Here is a 20,638-nt window from a genome sequence, read left to right as displayed (position 1 = left end):
AAGCTCCGGGGTATGGGGTTTCCAGCTTCGATCACGGTGGCATTGTTCGATCTCGACGGTGTGCTGACCGATACCGCGCAGGTGCATCGGCGGGCCTGGAAGGAAACGTTCGACGCGTTTCTGGCCCGGCGCATAGGCGACAGTTATGAGCCGTTCAGCGACGACGACTATCTGGCATATGTGGATGGGCGGCCGCGCGCCGACGGTGTGCGGGAGTTCCTGAAGTCGCGGGACATCACGTTGCCGGAGGGCAATCCCGATGACCTGCCCGGGGATTCGACGGTGCACGGTGTCGGCAATCAGAAGAATCAGCTGCTGCTGGCGGTGATCGAACGCGACGGGATCCGGGTGTATCCGGAGGCGGTGGGATACGTGTCGGCGCTGCGCGCGGCCGGGCTGGGTATCGGGGTGGTGACTTCGTCGGCGAACGCCGAGGCGGTGCTGACCGCCGCGGATCTGGCTCGCCTGGTGGATGTCCGGATCGACGGCGTGGAGATCTCGCGCCGGGGGCTGCGAGGTAAACCGGCGCCGGATTCGTTCGTCGCCGGAGCCGAGGCGTTCGACGTAAAGCCGGAGCAGGCAGTGGTTTTCGAGGACGCGGTCGCCGGTGTCGAGGCAGGGCGCGCGGGGGCGTTCGGGTACGTGGTGGGTGTCGATCGGGTTCGCGACGGCAGACACGCCGAGGCTTTACGCGAAGCCGGCGCCGACGTGGTCGTCACCGATCTCACCGAACTGGAGGAGCGGCGATGAAACCCAATTGCTCTGGCTTCGACATCGCCCCCTGGGAATTGCGCTGGTGCGGACTGGATCTGGACGCACTGCATCGCACCGAATCGATCTTCGCGCTGTCCAACGGCCACATCGGGTTACGCGGCAGCTTCGAGGAGGGCGAGCCGGTCGGCAAGCCCGGCACCTATCTCAACGGGTTCTACGAGAAACGCGAATTCCCTTACGCCGAGGGCGGTTACGGCTATCCCGGTGACGGCCAGACCATGGTGAACGTCACCGACGGCAAGATCATCCGGTTGCTCGTCGAGGACGAGCCCCTGGATATGCGCTACGGCAAAGCGGTGGAACACGAACGGGTACTGGACTTCCGGTCCGGCACCCTGCGCCGTACCACGGTGTGGACCTCCCCCACCGGCCGCAACGTACGGATTAATTCCGAACGGCTGGTGTCGTTCACCGATCGGGCGCTCGCGGCGATCCGCTACGAAGTGGAACCGCTCGACGACGACATGGACCTGGTCATCCAGTCCGATCTGCTTGCCAACGAACCGGTTCCGACGCAGGCCGGGGATCCACGGCTGGCGGCAGTGCTGGATCGCCCGCTGGTCGCGGACTTCTCGGCGGCACGAGACTTCAGTGCGGTCCTGGCTCATCACACCCGGCGGTCCGGGCTCCGGGTGGCGGCGGGCATGCACCACGAACTGGCGGTGACCGAGACGCCGCGCTGCGACATCCACGCCGAGGACGACCTGGCCCGGCTGACCGTCGCCGTCGACGTGGCCAAGGGCGACAAGCTGTGCCTGACAAAGTATCTCGCCTACGGCTGGTCCAGCCGCCGATCCACGCCCGCGCTGCGCGCACAAGTGGACGCGGCCCTGGCCGCGGGCCTGGAAACCGGCTGGGACGAGCTGCTCCAGCGGCAACGCGAGTACCTGGACAAATTCTGGGCCGACGCCGATATCGAGATCGACGGCGACCCGGAATTGCAGCAGGCGGTGCGGTTCGCGCTGTTCCACGTGCTGCAGGCCGGGGCGCGCGGCGAGACCCGGGCGATACCGGCCAAGGGCCTCACCGGACCGGGCTACGACGGCCACGCGTTCTGGGACACCGAGACTTTCGTGCTACCGGTGCTCATGTACACCAACCCGATCGCGGCCGGCGACGCACTGCGCTGGCGGCACGCCACCCTCGATCAGGCCCGCCAACGGGCCCACGAGCTGGGCCAGCCCGGCGCGATGTTCCCGTGGCGTTCGATCAATGGTGAAGAGGGATCGGGATATTGGCCGACCGGCACCGCGGCGGTGCACGTGAACGCCGATATCGCCGACGCGGTGGTGCGCTACATTGCCGCGACGGGCGACGAGCAGTTCGAAACCGAGTGCGGCGTCGAGCTTTTGGTGGAGACCGCCCGGCTCTGGGCCGGACTCGGCCACCTCGACGGGACGGGTGCGTTCCGGATCGACCGGGTCACCGGGCCCGACGAATACTCGGCGCTGGCCGACAACAACGCTTACACCAACTTGATGGCGCAGCAGAATCTGCACGAAGCGGCCGAGGCCTGTGTGCGCCGCCCGGAGATCGCCCGGCGGCTCCACGTCGAGGAGGCCGAGATCGCGGCCTGGCGGGACGCGGCGAAACGCATGGCGCTGCCGTACAACTCGGAACTGGGCGTACACGAACAGTCCGAAGGCTGCACGCGGCACGCACGCTGGGATTTCGCCGCGACACCGCCGGAGAAATATCCGCTGCTGCTGCACTATCACTACTTCGACCTGTACCGGAAACAGGTGGTGAAGCAGGCCGACCTCACCCTGGCGATGTATCTGCGCCCGGAGATGTTCACCCCGGAGCAGAAGGCCCGCAATTTCGAGTACTACGAGGCACTTACGGTGCGCGACTCGTCGCTGTCGGCCTGCCCGCAGTCCGTACTGGCCGCCGAGGTCGGCCACCTGAGCCTGGCCTACGCCTATTTCGGCGAGGCCGCGCTGACGGACCTGCACGACCTGCATCACAACGTCTCCAACGGGCTGCACATCGCCTCACTGGCGGGCACCTGGATCTGCTGCGTCGGCGGCTTCGGCGGCATGCGCACCAACGGCGGCCGACTATGTTTCGCCCCTCGGCTACCCGAGGAGCTCGACCGGCTGGCGTTCCGAATCATCTGGCGGGACAGCCGGATAGCGGTCGAGATCACCCGCGAGGCCGCCACCTACCGGCTGCTGGAAGGCGAACCCCTGACCCTCCAGCATCACGGCGAACCATTCGAACTCACCGAATCGCCTGTCACGCTGAAGGTTCCGCACCTGGAGCCGAAACCCGCACCCGCGCTACCCGCAGGGCGCGCACCCTACGACCGGAAACAAGCGACGAACCAGGGCACGAAGCCCTGAGCTCAACGCCGCTCCTGTCATCCTGAGCGAAGAGACGGATCCACGGTCCGCCCGGTGGCGATCATCAGCAAGTCGACCACCGGCGCGCGGACTTCCTCCGCCCCGTCCCCATGACTCCACTGCACATCGGTCGCGACGAGCCGCTTACCGCGCAGCCGCTTCTTCGCGCCGTAGAACATGCTGCCCAGCACATACTCGAGCGGCGCGATCACCTGTTTGGGAGACGTGCGCAACGTCCGCCCGAGCGGCCGCGCGATGTCCTGCCCGTGCACGATGATGTCCGCCAGCGGATCCAGCACCCCCGCGCCCGGTGAGCGCCGATGGTTGTCCGCCCCCGCACGCAGCTGCGCGATCAGTTCCGCGGGCGTGAACTGCGCTGCCCGGCGGATCGCCGCGTCGGCGTTGGCCCGGTCCCAATTCCCCCGGGCCCGGATGACCTCCACGACGACGGTCCGCAGCGTGTCGCGGTTCGACAGCGTGACGTGCGCGAGCACCTCGTGCACGGTCCACCCCGCACACAGCGACGGCCGCGCCCAGTCCTCCGCGCTCAGACCCTCGAGAAAGTCCGCCAGCGCCAGCCGCTCTTTCCGTACCTGCTCCTGGATCTGTTCACGGTCCATGATTCGCATTCTCCCGGGTCGATGATCGCTCTCCATACAGACCGATCAGCCCGCCGAAATTCATCGGCGGGCTGTGCTATTCCACCGGTTGTACGCTCGACGGATGTCTCGTTCAGCGCCGAACGCCGCCACCTCCGCACGCCCGATTTCGGTGTGGGAGCGCAAGAAACTGCAGGCCATGCGCGAAATCCAGCGCGCCGCACTGGATCTTTTCGACGAGCAGGGTTTCCGCGCGGTGACCGTCGAGCAGGTGGCCGCCGCTTCGCACGTCTCCCCCAGTTCCATCTACCGCTATTTCGGCACCAAAGAGGCCCTGATCCTCTGGGACGAGTACGACCCGAAGCTCATCGAGCTGCTCAGCCAGAACAGCGACCAGGTGGTCACGCCGCAGGAATTCGTCGAGGAGATCCGCGAATCGGTGCCCGCGCTGATCCGCGAACTGGCCGCCGACGAAGAACGCATCCGGCGCCGCATGCGTTACGTGGCCAGTGAGCCCGACGTCCGCGACGGCCTGGCCCGCGAGACCCGCCAGCTCGAGGACGTGCTGCGTCGAGTGGTCGGCGCGCGCATCGGCCGCGACCCCGCCGATCTGCAAATCCGGCTGCTCGCGGCCATGCTGGCCTGGGGTTTCGACGCGGCGCTCGACTACTGGATGCAGACCGATTTCGACCTGCCGCTGGCCGAGGCGCTCGCCTACGCCATCGAGGCGCTGATCCGCAGCGCCGAGGCCGTGCTCGGCTTCCCGGCCCCCGCAGCCCGGGCGCGTCGCAAAAACTGAAAGCTCCTCGCAATTTCTCCCAAGAGACGTATAGTCGAATCAACCTGATAGTCACTATCAGGTTGATCATTTCGACAGGGGACGTTCCGCGATGACGAAGATCTTGATGCTGGGTGGCGCCGGACTGATGGGACGAGCCGCCGCACGCGTGCTCGCCGACGCCCCGGCGGTGGATCACCTGGTCGTGACCGACCTGCAAGCGGGCGCAGCCGAGACGGTCGCGAAGAGCGTGGGCGACAAGGCTTCCGGGCTCGGCCTGGACATCACCGACCGGCGGGCGCTGCGGGCGGCGCTCGACGAATGCGATCTGGTGCTCAACACCGTCGGACCCTACTTTCGGTTCGGGGTGCCGATTCTGACGGCGGCCATCGAGGCCGGGCGCGACTATGTCGACATCTGCGACGACTGGGAGCCGACCCTCGCCATGCTCGACATGCACGAACGGGCCCGGGCCGCAGGCGTTGTCGCACTCGTCGGCATGGGCGCCAGCCCCGGGGTCTCGAATCTGCTCGCGGTCACGGCCGCGCGTGAACTCGACACCGTCGAGTCGCTGGTCACCGCCTGGAACGGCGAAGATGCCGGAGAACCAGCGCCTTCCGGCGCCAAACAACCCAATGCCGCCTACCTGCACGCGATTCAGCAGATCACCGGCACTATCAAGGTCACCCGCGACGGCGAGCTGACCGACCGGCCCGCGTTGGAGGAGATCACCCTCGACTATCCGGGCATCGGAGTCGGAAGTGGTTGGAGCTTCGGCCATCCCGAGGCGGTGACCTTGCACCGGGCGTTCCCGGAGCTGCGGCACAACACCAATCTCATCACCGGTGGCCGCTTGCTCATCACGATGTGCCGGGCGCTGCGGCTGTCGGTCGATCGCCGCCTGCTCAGCCCAGAGCGCGCCGCCCACCTGGCGTATCGGGGCACGGGGTTCCTGCCCGCGGGCGGCATGGGATCCGGCGCGTTACCCCCGCTGTTCGCCCTCGCGACCGGCACCAGGGCGGGCGAAAAAGCCACTGTCGCAAGCGCACTCGCGCAGGTTCCGGGGCGCACCATGGCCGTGAACACCGGTGTGCCGCTGGCCGTCGCCGCCTTGCAGATGACGACGATGACCGCCGCACCCGGCGTGCACACCCCCGAAACCCTGCTCGACCCCGATGCGTATTTCGCGGCCCTGGCTCCGCACTGCATCGGCAGCCCGGCACCCGACGCCATGACAGCGACAACCCGATCCTGGTGCAGCGCACGGGAAAACGCGGCCAACCTTCAGACGTCGCTACTGACGGCCTTCTTCGCCGCGAACGACTGAGAGCGCAAGAACGTGTCTCCGGATGTCAATTCACGTTGATCGCGTACTTCTGCAGGAAATCGAGCGCGACAGGTCGCAAGATCTGAGATCCCCAGCTGCCCCATTGCCCGGTGAAATTGTGATCGGCCCATGGGATGACGACGGCTTCGGCGGGCACGTTCATCGCGTGCAACCGGTCCGCGAGTGCGGGTGCTTGGGTATCGGGGATCATGCGGTCGATGCCGCCTTGGATAAGCAACGTCGGTGGCAGGCCGGGACGCACGTGGTTGATCGGCGATATCTGTTCGACTCGGGCGCGCTGGGTCTCGAGGTCGGAGCCGAGGTAGTCCTGGAGATAGTTTTCCAAGCTGTTGGGCATACGAGTGTGTGTGATCAGAGCGGGCAGGTCGGTCGGCGCGTACCAGCCCATCACAGATCGGACGGGCGCCTCTGGCACCGCGCATGATGGCGGAAACTGCTGGTCGCCAATGGTATAGGCGGCCATCATGGCCAGTTGGCCGCCCGCTGAGTCACCGGCGATGGATACGTTGGATGGTGCGATGCTGTAATCGGCAGCGTTGGCGCGGATCCAGCCGAGTGCGCATTTGACGTCGCCGACCGCGTCCTGCCACCGTGGCGGCGGGGCAAGTCGGTAGTCGATCGAGAACACGGTGATCCCTTGTTGTGCAAGCCATTCGAACCATGGTGCGCTGTCCGCGCGGGTGCCCGAGTTCCAGCCGCCGCCGTGCACATACAGCAGCGCCGGCCGACTCGGGGCAAGCCGCTGCGGGCGGTAGATGTCGGCGGCCAGGTCCTGATTCTCGATTCGCTGGTAGGTGCGGGTTTCGGTGGGCGACGGCGCGGCCGGTGTATGGAAGAACTCCGACCATGACAGCGCTGCTCCATGTGTTGCCGCCGTGCCGCGCGCCGACCACCACGGAGTGATGATCAGGAGCAGCCCGAGAACGATCGCGAGCGCACCGGCAGTCAGGAGGATGCGGCGGCCGGAATACCATGCCGCCGCCACGATCAGCACGGTCAGCAGCAGCATGACGAGCAGCGGTGCGGTCAGCCACGGGACGATGAGCGCGGCAATGCTGACCACATCCTGCGGTGCGCGCCCCGGTATCCGCGGCGCGAAGAAGACAAGCCCCGCAAGGATTGTCGCCAGGCACAACGTCCACGCGATAAACAGTCCGAGGAAACGGAGAATCCGGATGCCGACGGATCGGGTGGGTCGGTCCGGGTTGGTGGGCCGCGGTTCGGATTGTGCTGGTGTAGAAACGATTTCGGTGGTCATGACAACAACTCCGGGATGTGTCGGTTCGGGTGAAGCTGGAGTTCGCGGCTCGGCCGCCGTGTCCGCTCAGGCACCTGCGGGTGGAATCCACTGCACCAGTTCGACCACGATGCCGTTCGGATCGATGAGCTGGAAAAGCCGGTCGCCCCATGGCTCTTCGCGCAACGCCACCGCCATGGGCGCTCCCGCGCGGCGGAGCCGGTCGTACTCGGCGGCGACGTCGGGCACGGTGAACGACACGACGAATTCGCCGGGCCGTTCGTCACGCAGCCGTCCAGCGACATCGGCGTGGGTGCGCGTTCGCAGCACGATCTCCACGGCAGCGTCCGAACGGGTCAGACGCACATGGTCCCCGGTGACGGCGGATTCGTGATACTCGAGATAGGTGGTGAAGAAGCGACTGGATGCCGGCGGGTCATCCACCATCAGCGACAAGGTGGATCTCATGACGATCATGACTTCACCCTGATAGTGCGAGATGTCTCGAGCAACGGCCGATCCGGTAATCTGCCATTACTCAGCGGTAATGAAAGCAGGTCAGGTGGAGCTTCGGGATGTCGAGATCTTCCTGGCTTTAGCAGAAGAGTTGCATTTCGGCAGGACGGCCGAGCGGTTGCACGTTACCCAGGCCCGCGTCAGCCAGGCGATCAAAAAGCAGGAGCGGCGCATCGGTGGTGCCCTGTTCGAGCGGTCCAGCCGGAAGGTCACGCTGACCCCGATCGGGAAGCAACTCTACGACGATCTGCGCCCCATTTATCGGGGGTTACAGGAAAGCCTGGATCGTGCCGCCACCGCAGCACGCGGCAAAACCGCGGAGCTGCGGATCGCCATGATCACTACCAATCAGTTCGACCTGAAACCGATCTTTGACCTGTTTACCTCCCGGCATCCCGAATGCGAGTTACAGGTCCGCTTCATGGGTTTCGACGATCCCTTCGGCAAGCTTCGACGCGACGAATTCGATATCGGCATCGTCTGGTTACCGGTGCGCGAGCCGGATCTCACCACCGGCCCGGTCGTCTACACCGAACCGGTGATGCTTGCCATCGCCGCAAGCCATCCTTTTGCTGAACGCGGCTGGGTGACCTACGAGGATCTCGGCGACCTGACCGTGATGGGAGGCGCCCGGCCGGACTACTGGCGCGAGGGACTCGTCCCGACGCGCACACCCAGCGGGCGGCCGATTCGGATCGGTCCGATCGTGACCAACATGTTGGAGATGACACCGATCCTCACCTCCGGAGAAGCGGTGTCCCCCGTGCACTCCCAAGCCACGCGCTATCACACCCACCCGCAAATCGCCTACGTCCCAATCACCGACGCTCCGCTGGCACAGTGGGCACCGATCTGGCGCACGGCTACCGAGACCAGCCTCATCCGCGCCTTCGCGCAGGCGATCGAGGACACGGGCCCACTCGCGCTCTAGCAGTGACTCGTTGCGAACGTTTCAGGGTGGCGGCTCAGTCGACACGGCGGTGAGAGGCTGGACACCGCGCTCTCCCGCCCCCTCGAGGAGGCGCCAGAAGTAAGCAATGTGCTCGGCCATGTCGACATCCTGGTCATACAGCCACTGCATCTGCAGGCCGTCCATGACCGCGAGCATCAGGACCGTGACCCGGTCCGCGTCGAGATCCTCCGGTAGCCGCCCGGCCTGACGCAGCCGCTCCACGCCCTGCGCGATCCCCTCGCGCGCGGTCGCATAACGATCGCGGAAGAAATCGTGGGCCGGGTGGCCGGGCTCGGCGGCCTCGGAGGAGAACCGGGAAAACAGCTGCACCAGGCCGGGGACCTCGGCATTGTGGCTGACCAGCCGCCGCAGGCCCCCGGCCATGTCCGGCAGCCCCTCGGCATCGGGATCCCCGTAGAAACGCTGATCCACCTCGTCGCGGCGACGCAGGATCTCGGTGAACAGCTGCTCTTTGGTGCCGAAGTAGTGCAGCAGCCCGGTCTGGCTGAGCCCTACCGCGTCGGCCAGCTCGCGCACCGTCGCCCGGCTGTAGCCGTTGCGCGCCACGATGTCGAGCGCCGCGGTGAGGATTTCCTCCCGCTTGGCAATACCTTTCGAATAAGCACCACGTTGCACCACCGCCTGACCTTAACCAGCGGTCAGGACTTCTGAACCGCCAGCCGAGACAGGTCGCCAATCCCGAACCACATTCGGTTTACCCTGTGCGCCGTATGCCATCATGCGGCACACGCTTTTTGGAAAGGACCCGTGGATGACCGGATGGCGACCTATCTCCCGACGCTCCATGCTCGCGCTGGGCGCGGCCGCGGTGGCCGGTGCCGGGTTATCCGGTCGCGCGGCCGCGGACCCGGGTGATCCGCTCGCCGCCGCGGTGCAGGCCTACATCTTCGGGTATCCGCTGGTGCTGATGGACGTGACCCGGGAGGCCTCGGTCAAGCACCTTCCGCTCAACCGGCTCGCCAATGTCGCCGCGACGCCGACCCCGGACAGCACCTACGTGGTGCGCCCCAACCTCGACACCTTGTATTCGCAGGCCTGGCTCGATCTGCGCACCGAGCCGGTCATGATGCAGGTGCCCGCTATGAGCGACGGCCGGTACTGGCTGATGCAGGTGCTCGACATGTGGACCAACAGCGAACACGACCCGAGCAGTATCGCCCCGCTCGGCGCGCCGCCCTATACCTATGCGATCACCGGCCCGGGCTGGACCGGCAGCCTGCCCGCCGGGGTCACCCAGCTGCCGATGAAGACCGCGACCGCCTGGCTGCTGGGCCGGATTCAGGTCGACGGCCCCGCCGATCTCGCCGCTGTGCACGACATCCAGCAGCAGTTGCGGCTGAGCCCGCTGAGCAGCTGGGGCGCGGCGGGCCCGGGCACGAGCATCGCCGGGCTCGGAAATCTCGGTGGCGGGCCGCGGCCGCCGGACGTGGTGGCGGGCATGGACGCTGACACCTTCTTCCGCCGGCTGTGCGCGGTGATGGGTGACAACCCGCCCGCAGCCGACGACGCGCCGGTGCTCGAGCGGTTCGCGTCAATCGGGATTACTCCGGGGCGCTACACCGCCACGGTCTCCGGCGGGATCCTCGACCGGGCGCTAGAGGTAGCGAAAGCGCAGATCAAGGCAGCGCTCCTGGGACAGGTTCTAGTTGGAGCCGAGAATCGGTGGTTCACACCCGAAGTCGTCGGTGTCTACGGCACCGATTATCTGGCCCGGGCCACCATCGCGCAGGTCGGCCTCGGAGCCAATCTGCGCCGCGACGCCATCTATCTCAACACTCAAGCGCTCACCGCCGGGCCGCTGAAGCGCTACCGATTGCACTTCGCCCCAGGTCAGCTCCCTCCGAACGACGCGTTCTGGTCACTGACCGCCTACACCAACGACAGCTATCTGGTGCCCAATGCCGCGGGCATCTACGCCGTCGGGCCCGGCGTCGTGACGAACCCAGACGGTTCGGTCGATCTCGCGGTGCAGGCCGACGATCCCGGTCCGGCTGTACCCCAGGGCAATTGGCTGCCGATTCCGGCCGCGGGCATGTTCAGCCTGACCATGCGCGTGTACGCGCCGAAATCGGAGGCGCTGGACGGGCGCTGGCAGCCGCCCGCGCTCACTCCGTTGCTCTGACGAATAGGCCGCCGCGGCTCTCTGTCTGGGTCGGTTCTACCCGAGAATGCAGGTCACAACGTATTTTCGGGACTCATGTGATCAGGATTAAAGTACTTTCACTGCCGCAATTTCAAGATCATCCCTGTGATACGTTCACGCCCGCGGCAGGTGCTTCGCGCCACCGCCCCACCCCGACCCGTTGGCCGAACTCCGCCCGGTACCAAACCTGCTGCGGCGCACCGTCGGCCATGCTGCTCTGCCCGAAAGAAGATCGTGTTCGCAACCCTCACTCGCTTTCTCACCATGGCGCTGAGCATCATCGCCGTCGGCTTGTTCGCCGCGCCGAGCAATGCCGAACCGCTATATCCGCAACCAGATCCGGATCCCTTCTACTCGGTGCCGGCCGACCTCGGCCGTTTCGCACCCGGTGACGTGGTGCGCACCCGCCGCATCGACACCGCCATCTACGTCGGCACCGAGGGCTGGCAGGTCGCCTTCCGGTCCACCAATTCACAGGGCAACCCGATCCTGGGCATGACCACTGTGCTGCTGCCCATCGGCGTTCGCAACCCACCGCTGGTCTCCTACCAGGCGCTGATCAATTCCCTTGGCTCGCGCTGCAACCCGTCGCGGTCGCTGTTCAACGGCGAGCTGCAGGACGCGCCCGGCGCGATGCTGCCGATCGGCCGTGGCTGGGCCGTCTCGATGCCGGACTACCTGGGCCCCAATGTCGCCTACGGCGCCGGCCGGCTCAGCGGCATGGTCACCCTGGACAGCGTCAAGGCGGTCCAGCGCGCCACCGAACTGGGCCTGGGGACTTCCCCGGTCGCCATCGCGGGCTACTCCGGCGGCGGCATGGCCACCGGCTGGGCCGCCGCGTTGCAGCCCACCTACGCACCCGATCTGAAGATCGCCGCGGTCGTCGCGGGCGGTATCCCCGCCGATCTGGAGCAGATGGCCCTCGGCCTCGGCTTCGAGCCGCACCCCGGCTTCGGCCTCGCCTTCGCCGCGGCCATGGGCCTGGAGCGGGAATACCCGCAGCGCCTGCCGATTTCGGACCAGCTCAACGAAAACGGTTTGTGGTTCCGGGAATTCACCCATGATGCCTGCCGTCGCTTCCTGCTGTTCCACGGCGCCTTCCGCAGCGCCGACCAGCTGGCCGCCACCAAGAGCCTGATGGACAGCCCCGTGGCCCGGGAAGTACTGCACGAGAACAGCTTGCGCTACTTCGACGGCGTCCCGACCGCCCCCACCTACATCTGGCAGGGCCGCTACGACACCCTGACGCCCTACAACACCGTCGAGGAAACCGCCGACCGCTACTGCCGTGCCGGCGCGCCGGTCAAGCTGGTGACCTATGACATCGCCGAGCACATGACCGCCGCGGCGGCCGGCTTCACCGAAGCGTGGAACTACGTGGAATCGCGCTTCCGCAACGAGCCGGTACCCACCAGCTGCTGAGCATCCGGTGGCGGGGAGCTGCCTCCCCGCCACCGATCAGATCCGGCCGAAGTCGCGCTGCTGCCGGACTCCGCGCCGCCACACCTCGGCGATCTGCCCGGCAGCGGTGATGTCCCGGGTCGGATCTCCCTCCACCAGAACGAGATCGGCGCGCAAGCCGGCGGCGACGCGGCCGCGGTCCTGGAGCCCGAAATGCTGGGCGGGCACGCTGGTGGCCGCGGCGAGGACCTGCTCGGTGCCGATTCCGGCGTCGACCAGGAGCTCCAGTTCGCGATGCAGACCCGCGCCGTGGGTGGGGACGAACGGCGTGGCGTCGGTGCCCGCCAGCAGCGGGACGCCGGCGCGGTGCAGGGCGCGTACGGCGTCGACCGCGTTGGCGGAGCTGCCGGGGCGGGCGCAGTCGGCGGTGTCCACCTGGAATGCGCTGATCGCTTCGAAGTAGGCAAGGGTGGTGACGACGAAGACGCCCTGGGCGCGGATCTGTTCGGCCAGCGCCCGGGTGGTGGGATCGCCCGGGGCGACGTCGGTCCAGACGTGGGCCAGGCCGTCGATGCCCGCGTCCAGGGCGATCTTCACCTCCGCGGCGGTGATGGCGTGCGCGATGACCCGCAGACCGCGCTCGTGCGCCGAATCCGTCAGGGCGGCTACGGTTTCCGGCGACATGACGGGGAGATCCACGCCGTGGACGGCGCCGTCGTCGATGACGATCTTGAGATAGTCGGCGCCCTCGGCCAGTCGAGCTTCGACGAAGGCCGGTGCGTCAGCCGGGTCGGAGACGAAGTCGACCGCGGTGCTGACGCCGTCCAGCATGCCCGCCATCGCCGCGAGCAACTGCGTCGGATGCCCGTGCGGTGCGGTGGCCAGGGTGCCCGCGCTGCGGAAGTCGGCGATGTCATCGCGTTCGGCTGCCAGGCGGCGTTGTGCGGCGAGCACCTCCGGCAGGCAGAACATGTCGAGTTCGGTGGTGACGCCGTGCCGCAATGCTTCGGCGAGGCTGCCTTCGAAGACATGGGTGTGCGCGTCGATCAGGCCCGGTAGCAGGGTGCGGCCGGTGCCGTCGATCTCGACGTCGGCCGTGCCCTCCGTGCTGCCGATCGACGCGATCACGTCGTCGTGCAGGACCACATCGGTGCGGCCCAGTGTGCGCTCGCCGTCGAACACCTGGGCTCCGCGAATGATTGTGCGCATCGAATTCTCCTGTGCGGTGCTGATTTTCCGGAGTCGATCCCCGGACAGCACCAAAGAGCGGCCGCGCCGCCGGACTGTGACATCGCTGTGGGCCCGATCACACCGTTGCCCACTTATGTCACACTCGGGGCGTCCTGTGGCTCTTCGGTCCTGACACAGCGAGGAGGCAACACATGACATCCATTCCGCCGGACTCCGGCACCGCCACTGATCAGTTCCTCGGCTACCGGGAGCTGCTGTTCTCGGTGGTCTACAACATGCTGGGCAGTGTCGCCGACACCGAGGACGTGCTGCAGGAGGTGTGGCTGGCGTGGACGGCGCGCCACACCTCGGACGCGACGACCGTGGAGAACCCGCGCGCCTATCTGGTGCGGATCGCCGCGAACCAGGCGCTGGCGCGGCGCGCCGTGCTGAGTAAGCGCAAGGAAACCTATGTGGGCCCGTGGCTTCCGGAGCCACTGGTCGCCGCCGCGGACGACAGCGCGGCCACCGTCGAGCGCGCCGAGTCGCTGTCGATGGCGATGCTGGTCGTCCTGGAAACACTGTCGCCACTGGAGCGGGCGGTGTTCGTGCTGCACGAGGTCTTCGGGTTTCAGCATCCGGAGATCGCGGAAATGCTGGATCGCTCCCCCGCCGCGGTGCGCCAGCTGGCGACGCGCGCTCGTCGTCACGTCCATGCCCGCAGGCCCCGGCACAGCGCTCCCCCGCAGCTGCAGGCTCAGGTGACCGAGCGGTTCGCGGCGGCCGCTCTCGGTGGCGACTTGCAGGCGCTGCTGGAAATCCTGGCGCCGGATGTGACCCTGTGGACCGATGGTGGCGGCAAGGGGCCCGCCCTCAATCTGCGACCGGTGCACGGCCGGGAAAGTGTTGCCGCAGTGTTCATGTCGGTCGCCGCGGCGGTGCCGGAAGGGCTGGACCTGCGCTACCGCCGGGTGGCGGGCGACGCGTGCGCGCTGGTGTTTTCCGGTGACAGCCCGCTCGCGGTCGTGGTCGTGGACCTCACGCCGGACGGCGAGCGCATCGCCGCCGTCTATTCGATCACCAATCCGGACAAGCTCACCAGCATCAACTGAGCTAGCCACTTTCTCTCTGCCACAACCTTTTCCAGGAGCACACCCCATGCTTGTTTTGTGCTGCGCCGAACCCGATCGACGGGAACGGCCATGACCACACTCACCTACGCCAAACCTCGCACCAGCTGGCCGATTCTGCTACTGCGCGCCGCGAGCACCGGCGTCGCGGTCCTGGTACTGCTGCAAGCCGCGCTCGCTGGCAGTTTCCTGTCCGGCGAGTTCGCCGCGCTGGCCGCGCATGCTCGCAACGCCCGAATCATGGCCGCGTTCTTACTGATTCAGCTGATCGCCGCGATCGTCTGCAAGCGCGCGGGCTTGGCCACCAAGCAACCCGTGCTCGCGAGCGTCGCCCAGTGTGTGGTCACCGCGGCGTTGATCCCGTTGGGCGAGCAGCGAATTCTGGCGGTCCACCTGCCGTTGGCGGTGTTACTTGTCGTCGGGGTTCTGCACTTGACCTACACCGCCTGGCGGCGCATACCGGAAGGCCCACAATGAGTTTCGCGATGTCCCGACGTGGCTTTCTGGGTGCGGCGGTCGCGGCCGCCGGTGTCGCCGCGACCGGTTGGGCGGGCGGTGCGCGCCTGCTCGGTCTGGGCGATCCCGGGTTGCTCCTGCCGAGCCAGGTGGCACTCCCCCGGCCGTTCGCCACCGAACTGCCCATTCCCCGGGTGCTCGAACCGATCCGCCGCGACGCCGGCGCCGACTATTACGAAATCATCCAGCGCTCAACCGAACTGGATATCCTGCCCGGCCTGCGTACACCCGCCTGGACCTATGGCGGCAGCTTCCCGGGGCCCACCATCGTCGCCCGATCGGGCCGCAAATCCGTAGTCCGGCACCGCAACGAGCTCGACCAGCCCGCGGTGGTTCATCTCCATGGCGGGCACACACCCGCCGACAGCGACGGCTACCCGATGGACCTCATCCTGCCCGCCCACGCGGCATCGCACGCGATGCACCACGCGGGCCGTGATGTGGCGGCCGGACAGCGCGACTACAGCTATCCGAATCAGCAAGGTGCGGCGACACTTTGGTATCACGATCATCGTCATGGCGGCACTGGGTACGCCCTCTGGCAGGGCCTGGCCGGCTTCCACCTGATCCACGACGACGAGCAGGACGCACTCGGCCTGCCCACCGGCGCGCGCGATCTGCCGCTGATGATCACCGACCGCTCCTTCGCCGCCGACGGGTCGTTCCGGTATCCCCGCGCCGCCGCGCATCAGCACGGTGTGACCGCCCCGTACATGAACGGCGTGCTCGGCGACGTCATCCTGGTCAACGGCGCCCCGTGGCCGGTGGCTCGGGTGGACGCGGCTCGCTACCGTCTGCGACTGCTCAACGCCTCCAATGCTCGCCGCTATCGCCTCGAACTCGACCCGCAACCCCCCGGCGGCGGTGCGCTGGTGCAGGTCGGTTCCGACGGCGGTCTGCTCGGGCGGCCGGTCGCACACGACCGGCTCGAAATCTCGCCCGCCGAACGGTTCGACATCGTCGTCGACTTCTCCCGCTACCGGCCAGGCACCCGGGTACGCCTGCTGAACCGGCTGGGCAGCGGTTCCACCGCCGAGGTCATGTCCTTCGACATCACAGGCCCAACCGGGGACAACCCTCCGCTACCCGAACGATTGAGCACCGGGCCCAGCCTCGACCCGGCCCGAGCCGTCGCCGCCCGCACCTTCCATTTCCAGCTGCGCCCCGACCACGGCTGGACCATCAACGGCCTGCCCTACGAAGCCGGGCGCGTGCTCGCCCGCCCTCGCCTGGGCACCGTCGAGATCTGGCGCTTGATCAGCGATTTCCACCATCCGATCCATCTGCATCTGGACCCGTTCCTGGTGCTCTCGCGCAACAACCGCGCCCCGCGTCCCGCCGACACCGGCTGGAAGGACACCGTCGACCTGCGGCCTGCCGAGGCGGTCGAGATCGCGGTGCGCTTCACCGACCACGCGGGCACCTACATGCTGCACTGCCACAATGCCGAGCACGAGGACATGGCGATGATGGCCGACTTCGTCACCGAGTAGGCGCGGTTGCTGAATATTTGCTGATGGTCGGCGATACTGGATCGGTGATCAAGACCGAACGCGCCTTGGCCGACGGCCGGACCATCCGGTACTACGACGCCGCACCCGTGGCGCGGCTCGCCGTCGACACCCGGGACCTGCCGGCCGCGCACACCAGCTCGCAGGCCCGGTTCGATCCACTGCTGGGCGAGTGGGTGGTGGTCGCCTCGCATCGGCAGTCACGCACCTTTCTGCCGCCCGCGGATCTGTGCCCGCTGTGCCCGTCGACACCCGAGCGAGCCACCGAGATTCCCGAAACCGATTACCAGATAGCGGTTTTCGACAATCGGTTCCCGTCGCTGACGCCGGTGCACAGCGAGCTGCCGGAGTCGGTGCAGGCTGCGCCGCAGACGCTGTTGCGGGATGGGTTCGGCAAGTGCGAGGTGGTGTGCTTCACCAGCGCCCACGATTCGTCGTTCGCCCAGCTGGAACCGGATCGGGTGCGGCTGGTCGTGGACGTGTGGGCCGAGCGCACCGCGGAACTGGCGAGCCTCGACGGTATCGGGCAGGTGTTCTGTTTCGAGAACTCCGGGGCGGATATCGGAGTCACGCTGGCGCATCCGCACGGGCAGATCTACGCCTACCCGTTCGTGACGCCGCGGGTCGCCAAGATCGCCGCCAATGTCGCGAAATACCGGAAGGCACACGCCGCCAACCTGTTCGGTGACGTGCTCGCCGCCGAACGCGCGGCCGGGATCCGGGTCGTCGCGGCCAACGAGGAGTGGACGGCGTTCGTGCCGCCGTTCGCGCGCTGGCCCTACGAGGTGCAGCTGTACCCGCATCGCCAGGTCGCCGACATCCCCGACCTCGACGACGCCCAGCGCGCCGCGTTCGCCCGGCTCTACCCGGATGTGCTGCGCAGCTTCGCCCGGCGCTTCCCCGCCCCGATGCCGTATGTGGCAGCCTGGAACCAGGCACCGACCCCGAATTCCGGTGTGCCCCGGCAGGACTGGTGGCTGCACCTGCAGCTGTTCTCGATCCGGCGGGCAGCGGACAAACTGAAGTATCTGGCGGGCTCGGAATCGGGCATGAATGTGTTCATCAGCGATACCACGCCCGAACAGGTCGCGGCGGAACTGCGGGAGGTGCGGTGAATCAGGTGTCCGAAGGTGCATCGATGGATGTGGCGGCGATGAGCGCGGGCGGTATCTGGGCCGCCCCGGGCCGGGTCAACATCATCGGCGAGCACACCGACTACAACGGGGGCTACTGCCTGCCCATGGCGTTGCCGCAGGTGGTGCGATGTACCGCGATGCCGAGAACCGACGGTCTGGTGCGAGTGGGCTCGCAGCAGCATCCCGGCGAGCGGGTCGAGGTGGCGGTCGCCGGGCTGGCCGAGGCGCCCGTAAAGGGCTGGGCCCGTTATCCGCTCGGGGTGGTGTACGAGTATCACCGCCGGGGACACCGGATTCCGGGGGTCGATCTGGAACTCGACGGGTCGGTGCCGATCGGGGCGGGATTGTCCTCCTCGGCGGCGATCGAGTGCTCGGTGGCGATCGCGTTGCGCGATCTGTTCGAGCTATCGGTGTCCGACGCCGACCTCATCGATATCGCGAACAAGGCCGAGAACGATTATGTGGGCGCGCCCACCGGAACCCTCGACCAGACCGCGTCCATCCGCTGCAGAGCGGGGCATGCGCTGTTCCTCGACGCCGGGACGGGCGAAACCGCCCAGGTGCCTTTCGATCTCGCGGCGGCTCGGCTGTCGCTGCTGATCGTCGACACGAACACACCGCATGCGCTGGTGGACGGCGAATACGCGCGGCGGCGGCGGGAATGTGAGGCCGCCGCAGCCGAATTGGGCGTCGCCCGGCTCCGCGACGTGACCGATGTCCGGGCGGTAGCGGCGCTCACCGACCCCGTCCTGAGACGGCGGGCCCGGCACGTGGTGAGCGAAAACGCCAGGGTCCTGGCCGTTGTGGAGGCGCTGCGGGACGGGCGCGACCCGCGCACCATCGGACCGATCCTGACCGCCGCGCACACCTCGTTGCGTGACGACTTCATGGTCTCGACCGCCCAGCTCGACACCGCGGTCGACGCCGCGCTCGACGCCGGCGCGCACGGGGCCCGGATGGTGGGCGGCGGATTCGGCGGGAGCATCATCGCGCTCATCGACGCCGCAGCCAAGGATCGCGTTGTCACCGAGATCGAAACCCGTTTCCGGGCAGCCTTTTTCGCGGACCCTCGAGCGTTCGTCGCGATACCTTCGGCCGGAGCGCACCGGGTGGATCAGACGTGATCTCGGCGCCGCCTGGAGTAGGTTCGACCCCGGTGCCGTCCGGGCAGCAGTTCCGGATCGCCTGGGGTAGGCAGGAAGCGATCATCGTCGAGGTCGGCGGCGGCATTCGTGAGTACCGGGTGGGTTCGCGCGAGGTATTCCAGCCCTACGATGTCACCGCGATCGCCGACGGCGCGCACGGGGCGGTGCTGATTCCGTGGCCGAACCGGTTGCGCGACGGCAAGTACCACTTCGGCGGCTCCGAATATCAGGTCCCCCTGACCGAGCCGTCGAAAAGCAATGCGATACACGGCTTTCTGCGTTGGCGGCCGTGGGTTGCCACCGCGCGGGCCGAGCACGAGGTCACCATGCGGACCACGGTGTACCCGCGGCCGGACTATCCGTTCCATCTCGACGTGGCCGTGCACTACGCACTATCCGAGGCGGGGCTCACGGTGACGACCACGGCGACGAATGCCGGAACGATCCCCGCACCGTACGGCTGTGGCCACCACCCGTACCTGTCGCCCGGTAGCGGGCCGATCGATGACGCGATCCTCCACCTCGACGCCGCCACCCGCATCCGTACCGACCCGTACCGCCAGCTACCGGCCGGGATCGAACCGGTCACGGACACACCGAAATTCGATTTCACGAGTCCCCGGCAGGTGGGTTCGACCGAGATCGATCACGCGTTCACCGACCTAGCGCGCGACGACGACGGCCGCGCCTGGGTCCGTTTACGCGGCACCGACAGCCAGGTCGCCGAACTGTGGGTCGACGAGAGCTACCCGCTGATCCAGTTGTTCACCGCCGACTCTCTCGGACACGCACACCGCCGCACCGGGCTCGCCGCGGAGCCGATGACCTGCCCGCCCAATGCTTTTCAGAGCGGCGACGGTCTGATCAAGCTGGCCGCAGGGGCATCGGTGACCACTCGGTGGGGCGCACGATTGAGTGCTGCGCCCTAGCTAGCTCTATGGGTGCCTCGTTCGGACGCGCGGGAATCCGTTCCAGCACGCCGCCCGCGAAAACGTCGTAGAGCGGCAGTGTCTCCATGTGCACGTAGCCGATGTGGCAGTCGCACACGGCAAGTGGGCAGGACCGTGGGCGCAACGCTTCCCGGTACGAACCGTCGTACAGGTTCCCGAGCTCCGCGCGAACGAAGTGGCAGCGACGAACGGTGCCGTCACCGTCCACCGAGATCACCGACTCGCCGGTGCGGCAAGGCATTCCAGCAGAGCGATGCGGGTGCAAGCTGTACTCGAATAGTGGGTCGAGCTCGAGCCATGCGGCGGCGTCCGCGTCGGAGAGCTGGTGTCCCTCTGGTGCGTTCACCCAGAGGTAGACGTGCTCGGGCAGGTCCGCGCGCAGCCTGCGAGCGGTATCCAGATGCTCCGGGAATCCCACCACCCCGACGCTGAATCGAATCCCCTTGTGCGCCAGCTCCGCACATTTGTCGACGAACCGATCGTACGGCGTCTGGTCAGGATGGTAGGTGCACCACAGAGCGAGAGTTTCGGGGTCGGCCTCGGTGAGCCAATCGGTGCGGCAGCTCAGGTTGGTCTGAATCGCCACCCGCCGCACGTGCGGCAGCTGCGAAAACTCGACGAGAGTCCGCCGATACCAAGAACGGACCAAACCCTCGCCCCACGGCGTGAACAGGATCGACAGCCGGTCGCCGCGCTGGTCGGCCACCCACTTCGAGAACCGCTCCAATGCGGCGCGATCGGCCCGCAGCTGGTCCCGGCTATCACGGCGTTTGGCGAACGGACAGTACGGGCAGTCGTAGTCGCACGAGGCCAGCGGCCCGCGATAGAGAATCGTCAAATCCATAGGTGCGCTGCGCTTTCGTGCTCGGCGCTGGCAGCGGACGTCGCGAGCGAGAACAGGCCGCACTCAGCCTGAAGGTGCGGCTCGAACTGCGACGTCTGGACGCCCTCGGCTGAGGTTCGCGG

19 protein-coding genes are annotated in these 20,638 nt (G+C 67.3%); 13 read left to right on the top strand and 6 right to left on the bottom strand.

Annotation, left to right across the window (positions count from 1 at the left end; genetic code table 11):
* The first annotated feature begins 12 nt into the window (after window positions 1–12).
* Together IBX22_RS24430 and IBX22_RS24425 are read left to right on the top strand one after the other, a co-directional pair.
* Window positions 13–750 (top strand): HAD family phosphatase, encoded by a 738-nt coding sequence (locus tag IBX22_RS24430; RefSeq protein WP_194818047.1) that lies wholly within the window; start codon window positions 13–15, stop codon window positions 748–750.
* Window positions 747–3,119 (top strand): glycoside hydrolase family 65 protein, encoded by a 2,373-nt coding sequence (locus IBX22_RS24425; protein ID WP_194818046.1) that lies wholly within the window; start codon window positions 747–749, stop codon window positions 3,117–3,119. Before IBX22_RS24430 ends, IBX22_RS24425 begins: the two co-directional genes overlap by 4 nt.
* Before the next feature lie 17 nt (window positions 3,120–3,136).
* On the opposite strand, the gene IBX22_RS24420 is transcribed toward IBX22_RS24425, so the two are convergent.
* The gene (locus tag IBX22_RS24420; RefSeq protein ID WP_194818045.1) at window positions 3,137–3,739 is read right to left on the bottom strand and encodes a maleylpyruvate isomerase family mycothiol-dependent enzyme; all 603 of its coding nucleotides are present in this window, start codon (window positions 3,737–3,739) and stop codon (window positions 3,137–3,139) included.
* A gap of 103 nt (window positions 3,740–3,842) precedes the next feature.
* Between IBX22_RS24420 and IBX22_RS24415 the strand changes: the two genes are divergently transcribed.
* Complete coding sequence (locus IBX22_RS24415; RefSeq protein WP_194818044.1) at window positions 3,843–4,517, top strand: TetR/AcrR family transcriptional regulator; 675 nt, start codon at window positions 3,843–3,845, stop codon at window positions 4,515–4,517.
* A gap of 91 nt (window positions 4,518–4,608) precedes the next feature.
* Complete coding sequence (locus tag IBX22_RS24410; protein WP_194818043.1) at window positions 4,609–5,823, top strand: saccharopine dehydrogenase family protein; 1,215 nt, start codon at window positions 4,609–4,611, stop codon at window positions 5,821–5,823.
* A 25-nt stretch (window positions 5,824–5,848) separates the two neighbouring features.
* Here the strand turns inward: IBX22_RS24410 and IBX22_RS24405 are convergent, their stop codons facing one another.
* The gene (locus IBX22_RS24405; protein ID WP_194818042.1) at window positions 5,849–7,102 is read right to left on the bottom strand and encodes an alpha/beta hydrolase; all 1,254 of its coding nucleotides are present in this window, start codon (window positions 7,100–7,102) and stop codon (window positions 5,849–5,851) included.
* A gap of 66 nt (window positions 7,103–7,168) precedes the next feature.
* Complete coding sequence (locus IBX22_RS24400; RefSeq protein WP_194818041.1) at window positions 7,169–7,558, bottom strand: VOC family protein; 390 nt, start codon at window positions 7,556–7,558, stop codon at window positions 7,169–7,171.
* A 70-nt stretch (window positions 7,559–7,628) separates the two neighbouring features.
* Between IBX22_RS24400 and IBX22_RS24395 the strand changes: the two genes are divergently transcribed.
* Window positions 7,629–8,528, top strand: coding sequence for a LysR family transcriptional regulator (locus IBX22_RS24395; RefSeq protein ID WP_228539384.1), 900 nt, complete (start codon window positions 7,629–7,631; stop codon window positions 8,526–8,528).
* Window positions 8,529–8,549: 21 nt separating this feature from the next.
* Here IBX22_RS24395 and IBX22_RS38335 read toward each other — a convergent pair whose 3' ends face one another.
* The gene (locus IBX22_RS38335; protein WP_309234771.1) at window positions 8,550–9,188 is read right to left on the bottom strand and encodes a TetR/AcrR family transcriptional regulator; all 639 of its coding nucleotides are present in this window, start codon (window positions 9,186–9,188) and stop codon (window positions 8,550–8,552) included.
* 133 nt (window positions 9,189–9,321) lie between these two features.
* Between IBX22_RS38335 and IBX22_RS24385 the strand changes: the two genes are divergently transcribed.
* Window positions 9,322–10,692: a DUF1254 domain-containing protein gene (locus IBX22_RS24385; RefSeq protein ID WP_194818040.1), complete on the top strand. Its 1,371-nt coding sequence runs from the start codon at window positions 9,322–9,324 to the stop codon at window positions 10,690–10,692.
* A 285-nt stretch (window positions 10,693–10,977) separates the two neighbouring features.
* Window positions 10,978–12,135 (top strand): lipase family protein, encoded by a 1,158-nt coding sequence (locus tag IBX22_RS24380; protein WP_194818857.1) that lies wholly within the window; start codon window positions 10,978–10,980, stop codon window positions 12,133–12,135.
* Window positions 12,136–12,171: 36 nt separating this feature from the next.
* On the opposite strand, the gene IBX22_RS24375 is transcribed toward IBX22_RS24380, so the two are convergent.
* Entirely contained in the window at window positions 12,172–13,323 is a 1,152-nt protein-coding gene (locus IBX22_RS24375; protein ID WP_194818039.1) for an amidohydrolase family protein, read from the bottom strand.
* Between the two features lie 173 nt (window positions 13,324–13,496).
* Between IBX22_RS24375 and sigJ the strand changes: the two genes are divergently transcribed.
* The 6 genes from sigJ to IBX22_RS24345 all read left to right on the top strand — a co-directional run bounded on the left by sigJ (window position 13,497) and on the right by IBX22_RS24345 (window position 19,651).
* Entirely contained in the window at window positions 13,497–14,396 is a 900-nt protein-coding gene (sigJ, locus tag IBX22_RS24370; protein ID WP_194818038.1) for an RNA polymerase sigma factor SigJ, read from the top strand.
* 90 nt (window positions 14,397–14,486) lie between these two features.
* Complete coding sequence (locus tag IBX22_RS24365) at window positions 14,487–14,891, top strand: hypothetical protein (RefSeq protein ID WP_194818037.1); 405 nt, start codon at window positions 14,487–14,489, stop codon at window positions 14,889–14,891.
* 8 nt (window positions 14,892–14,899) lie between these two features.
* Window positions 14,900–16,423: a multicopper oxidase family protein gene (locus tag IBX22_RS24360; RefSeq protein WP_194818036.1), complete on the top strand. Its 1,524-nt coding sequence runs from the start codon at window positions 14,900–14,902 to the stop codon at window positions 16,421–16,423.
* Window positions 16,424–16,488: 65 nt separating this feature from the next.
* On the top strand, window positions 16,489–17,556 hold the full coding sequence (gene galT / locus IBX22_RS24355) for a galactose-1-phosphate uridylyltransferase (RefSeq protein ID WP_194818856.1): 1,068 nt from the start codon (window positions 16,489–16,491) through the stop codon (window positions 17,554–17,556).
* Between the two features lie 23 nt (window positions 17,557–17,579).
* On the top strand, window positions 17,580–18,701 hold the full coding sequence (galK, locus tag IBX22_RS24350; protein ID WP_375540286.1) for a galactokinase: 1,122 nt from the start codon (window positions 17,580–17,582) through the stop codon (window positions 18,699–18,701).
* A 32-nt stretch (window positions 18,702–18,733) separates the two neighbouring features.
* The gene (locus tag IBX22_RS24345) at window positions 18,734–19,651 is read left to right on the top strand and encodes an aldose 1-epimerase family protein (RefSeq protein ID WP_309234770.1); all 918 of its coding nucleotides are present in this window, start codon (window positions 18,734–18,736) and stop codon (window positions 19,649–19,651) included.
* Here IBX22_RS24345 and IBX22_RS24340 read toward each other — a convergent pair.
* Window positions 19,587–20,516 carry an STM4011 family radical SAM protein gene (locus tag IBX22_RS24340; protein WP_194818035.1) on the bottom strand — a complete coding sequence of 310 codons (930 nt, stop codon included), beginning with the start codon at window positions 20,514–20,516 and terminating at the stop codon, window positions 19,587–19,589. The genes IBX22_RS24345 and IBX22_RS24340 overlap by 65 nt on opposite strands.
* Between the last annotated feature and the right edge of the window lie 122 nt (window positions 20,517–20,638).

This window comes from Nocardia sp. XZ_19_385, assembly GCF_015355755.1.
Taxonomy (GTDB): domain Bacteria; phylum Actinomycetota; class Actinomycetes; order Mycobacteriales; family Mycobacteriaceae; genus Nocardia.
Note: the sequence above shows the minus strand (reverse complement) of the source record. Positions and strands in the feature narration are given on the sequence as shown.